At 30.2% G+C, this 5,061-nt stretch carries 3 protein-coding genes; all 3 read left to right on the forward strand.

Annotated elements, in window-relative coordinates:
- Positions 1-178 precede the first annotated feature (178 nt).
- Complete coding sequence (locus D9R21_RS04240) at positions 179-1,645, forward strand: Mbov_0396 family ICE element transmembrane protein (RefSeq protein WP_126821229.1); 1,467 nt, start codon at positions 179-181, stop codon at positions 1,643-1,645.
- A 58-nt stretch (positions 1,646-1,703) separates the two neighbouring features.
- A complete protein-coding gene (locus D9R21_RS04245) occupies positions 1,704-4,211 on the forward strand; it encodes an Mbov_0397 family ICE element conjugal transfer ATPase (RefSeq protein ID WP_126821230.1) in 2,508 nt (835 codons plus the stop codon).
- An 11-nt stretch (positions 4,212-4,222) separates the two neighbouring features.
- Positions 4,223-5,061 (forward strand): type IV secretion system DNA-binding domain-containing protein (locus D9R21_RS04250; RefSeq protein ID WP_126821231.1); only part of this gene is annotated, 839 nt, incomplete at its 3' end.

Raw genomic sequence — 5,061 nt, forward strand, 5'->3', positions numbered from 1 at the left:
TATGGTGGCGTATTATGGTATTGCTGGTAAATTTGCCAAAAACACAGAACAACGCAGAGAAACGATTACTCGCGTAACTTGAGTTGGGGTATGTTTGGGGATTGTGATTTTGGCCAGCGCTATTGTGCTGGGCTTAAAAGATGTTATTTTAGGCATTGCATAAAGGAGGCGACAAAAGATGGTGCAAAATAAAAAAGGGTTAAGAAACCCTTTCCGTGTTGGTAAATCGGCCAAGATAAAGCCAACATCAATGAAAAATGTAATAACCATTGTTAATAATGTGATTAAGAAAATGGTTATGTTTCTTATTATAGCATTTTTACCGTTGATGTTAATAGCAGTTATTGTCGTTGTAATAATTGCTGCGATTATGGCGATATTTACCCCCGACACTATCAATCATTTTACTAGCACACACGCCTCAGAAATGTTTATTAAGTATAGCCAAACGGCTGCTGATAGTGGGGGTGATGCTCCAAGTTGGTTGCTGGGTAAAATTATGGACGCGGTATTTGCTATCTTATATATTATTTTTATAAAACCGCTGTTGTGACTTTTAAATAAATTCCAAGACATAATTGCTTTTATGTCGGGCGGGAATTTGGCAAATCGTTTGTTGTTTGAAAATAATACTGCTAGTGGTGTGCCGATGTTATTTATTGTGATGTTATCAATTGCGGGAATAATATTGGCGTTGCTATTGGCAGGGCGGATGATTGAAATAATGCTATCTGATGAAAAACATAACAAGTTAAAAATAACATTGCGGAATATGATTTTATTGTTTGTGGCAATTCCAACAATACCAGTTATTTTTTATACTTTGAATGTTGTTGTTAATTTGTTAACTCAAGCGATTATGCAAGCAAGTAAATTGCAGCTGCAAAATATTGGTTTGTTTATCTTCAATTCGTCGTTTGATAATGGAATGCATGACTTTGATTATGTTCCTGCGAGTTGAACATTTATAGATAGTGGGCATTTTAATTATTTGCTGTGTTTTTTTTCTGAAGGCTTTATGATATACATTTTCTTGCTGATTGCTTTGTTTTTATTCTGACGAACTGCGGAGTTATTGATTCTTTATGTAATATCGCCTGTTGTTATAATTTCGGCAATTCAAGATGAGGGACGAAAATTTAAAAATTGAAAAGAATTAACTGTGTCTCGCTTTATTAGTTTTAATATGGTTTTCTTAGCATATAGTTTGTTCTTGTGGAGTATGTCGGTGTTCGCGGAAATCGGCAATGCCATTTCCGATTCAACAACAAGACCAATTTTTATCTTACTAGGTATTTTCGCTTTTGGCATTGTTGTTGTTAAATCACCACAACTTTTATCATCGCTGATGGGTGGTAATACATCCTTGGGTGATGGAATTGGTAATATAATGGGGTTGAAAGTAGCAACCAATGCTTTTATGACTGGTGGGGCGTTGACAGTAAGTGGTGTTCGTGCAAGTTATAATTTAAGTAAAAAAACTGCTCGTGGACTTGGTACAATGCGTGCATATCAAGCGGGGGCGAAAGAACACGGTTTTAAAAACCTTGCCAAAGCACAATTTAAAAATGCATTCACTAGCGATTATAAAAATCAACATAGCAAAACAAGTGAAAAAATTAATCAATGATTTACTGACAAATAAAAGTACTGTAAACACTATAGGGAAAAATAAAAAATAGCATTAAGGGAGGGCAATAATTATGGATGATAACAAAGCGCACATTATCACAAAACGAGCAAGTAAAATTCGTTTTACGATTTCGAATGCTCTTGGTGGGATTGGCAAAGTTGAAATTGCGATTATTGTAATTGATTTTTTAATTACAGCGTTGATATTTTCTTTTCTATTTAAATATCAAATAATCGCTAGTGTCCTTATAACGATTTTTATGTGATTAACAAGTTTAATTTTAATGTTTCCAACAAAAAATGGCACTAAACTATACAATGTTATTTGAACAGCATTCAAATACATTTTTGTTAAAAAACAAAATAACGATTTTAAAAAAATTAGTCAAATTCAAAAACTTGAAAACAACGTTATTACTTTTTCAAATAAAGTTGCAGTTGTGTATCGTATTGAAGCGGTTGATATTTCGTTGGCAAATCAACAAGAACGCGATATCCCTATTTATAAATTATCAAGCATTTTTAAAACAATAGAGATTGATTTTGAAATTTGTAAAATTCAAATTCCCTATGAATTTAACGAACAAATTAAAAATATTGATAATTTAATTGAAAAAGAAAAAACTGAGTTTAAAAAAACTCAGTTAGCAAATTTAAAAAATTGATATTTGAATTTGCAATATAGTAATCAAAAATTAAAAACTACCTACTTTTTAATGATTACTGCTGACAATATTACTTTAATAAATCAAAAATTAAAATATGTTATTAATGAATTTGATAATAACATTAAATTTATTAAAGCGACTTTGGCAGAAACAAGTTTATTAGTTCAACGCAGTATTATTCCGACAAATAATGTTGTTGATAAGCCGCATAAAATTAGACAATTTGCTAATTATGTGACAGTTGATAATAAATTTGTTTCTTATTTAACTGTATCACAATATCCGTTGATGGTACCTGATACTTGGTTGGGCTTTCTTGCGAATTTAAGCAATGTTAATGTCAATATTAAAGTTCATCATATTTCATACCAAGAAGCATTGAAATTACTTGACCGCGCTATTAATCGCGCTGAAATTCAAACAATAAGCAAAACAAGTGAAGAAATCAAATATAAATCATATTTAGAACATTTTACGGAATTGATGAATATGGTTCAAAATGGTGGCGAAACCTTGAAAATGGTTTCAATTATCTTCACTTGTTTTGCTGATACGAAAAAAGAACTAGATAGTATTAGAACAATGTTAATCAGTGAAATGGTGAAAAAGGGTTTTGTCCCTGATGAATTAAAATTTCAACAGTTAAAAGCATATAACTTTATTTGAAAAAGTAATATTAAATCTAGCACTGAATGATGACAAGAAATGCCCGTTATTTCGTTGGCAAGTAGTTATCCATTTGTAGCAACGCCTTTAAATGATAACAAAGGGTTGCTCTTGGGAACGAATGATATTGATGAGCCGATAAGTTTTGATGTTAAACACCGTGATAGTTTCCGCAATAGTAGTAACGCTTTTATTGTCGGAATGACAGGGAGTGGTGAAACATTTAATGCTAAAAAGCAATTAAATTGATTATATTGTAATAATACAAAGTTATATATTATTGACCCTGAACGGGAATACCACCAATTAGCCAATTATTATGGCGGTGAAATTATCCCCATTGGTAAATCAGATCAAGCAAGAATAAATCCGTTAGAGATTTTTTCAAATGATTTATTAGAACATATTTCGTTGTTAGAACAATGGTTTAAGATTTTATATCCGTCTTTAACCGATATTGATTTAATTTTATTACAACAAACCCTTTTAAAGTTATACAAAGATTTTAAAATTACAGATAAGACAGAATTAAACACTTTAAATGCTCGTGATTATCCTACACTTTCATATTTGTTTAATTTAATTGAAAAACAAGAAAAAAGCGAAAATAACAAATCACACTTATACAATGTTTTATGAAAACTTGCTAAGGGTGCTGATGGTGCGTTGTGAAACGGAATAAGTACCTTATCACTAAAAAATGATTTGATTGTTTTTGATACTCACGAATTAACAGCAAATAAAAATCGACAAAATGCTCAATTGTTTTTAATGCTTTCCTTTTTAGATAAGGTGGTTAAACAAAAAAAAGCGAAAAACCAAACCCTACCACTTGTCCAACAACGATGAATTTACATAGCTATTGATGAAGCCCATTTATTAATTAATGAAAACAATACCTTAGCGTTGAATTTCTTGTTTGAAATGACAAAACGCATTCGGAAATATAATGGTATTTTGTATATTATGACCCAAAATATAAATGATTTTATGGGTAATGCGAATATTAAAACCCAAGCGCAAGGAATAATAAACAACTGTTTATATCAGTTTTTTCATCACTTAGCGGCAAGCGATTTACAAGATTATGATAATTTAATTGCCACTAGTGGGCGGTTAAATCAATATCAAAAAGATACGATTGCAACCGCCCCAACGGGAACTTGCTTGTTTTCAATTGGTGCTAATAATCGAATGTTATTAAATGTTGAAGCAAGCGAAATAGAACAAGAAACTTTTAGTTAGGAGATAGATTTATGCGTAAAATTAAACAACAATTTAAAAAATTTAATAAATTTGAAAAAGTAATCTTTTGATTAATATTTTCTGTATTAATCTTTTTTTTGCTAATTGCTTTAATTAATATTCCTATTTCGCTTGGCTATGCAGGAATAAAACTAAAAGCAGTTACTTGGCAAACCTTTTCAACTGCTTATGGTAAAGATATTTGTTTTAAAATTTCAGCAATTATTGGCATTATCGTTGTAATTGTCTTTGCTGGTTTTATTGGTTATCAGAAATGACATTATTTTGATATGTTTGCTTATGAACAAAAGAAAAAAGCAAAACGAAAAGAGCAAGAATTTAAGCAAATTTCACAAAACAATTTAGTTATGTTAAACAATAAAATTGGTTTAATAAAGTCAAATTTAACTCAACATACGCTCCTTGTTGGTACAACTGGGAGTGGTAAAACAACGACATTAATGCAAATTATAAAAGAGTTAAGGTTTAAATTTCGTGAAACAACAATTATCATTGATGGTAAGGGGGATATTGATTTAATTGACAAAGTTAAACAACTAGACCCTAACGCTTTTATTTGAGAAATTAGTGGTAACACAAAATATAACCCTTTCGCAAACAAAGATAAAGTTATTTTAGCGGATAAGATAATGTCATTGTTTGACTTTTCTGAACCATATTATCAAAATCTAGCCCATAATTATTTATTATTATTGCTGGATACACTTTTAAAAAATGATATTGATATTAGTTTTGATAATTTAGTTAAATATTTTCCGATTAAACAACTAGAAAAATTACTAAATTTTAATGATAACAGCCTTTCGTTATTATCCAACTTTGATGAAAA

This window comes from Spiroplasma endosymbiont of Megaselia nigra (genome assembly GCF_003987485.1).
GTDB lineage: Bacteria > Bacillota_I > Bacilli_A > Mycoplasmatales > Mycoplasmataceae > Spiroplasma.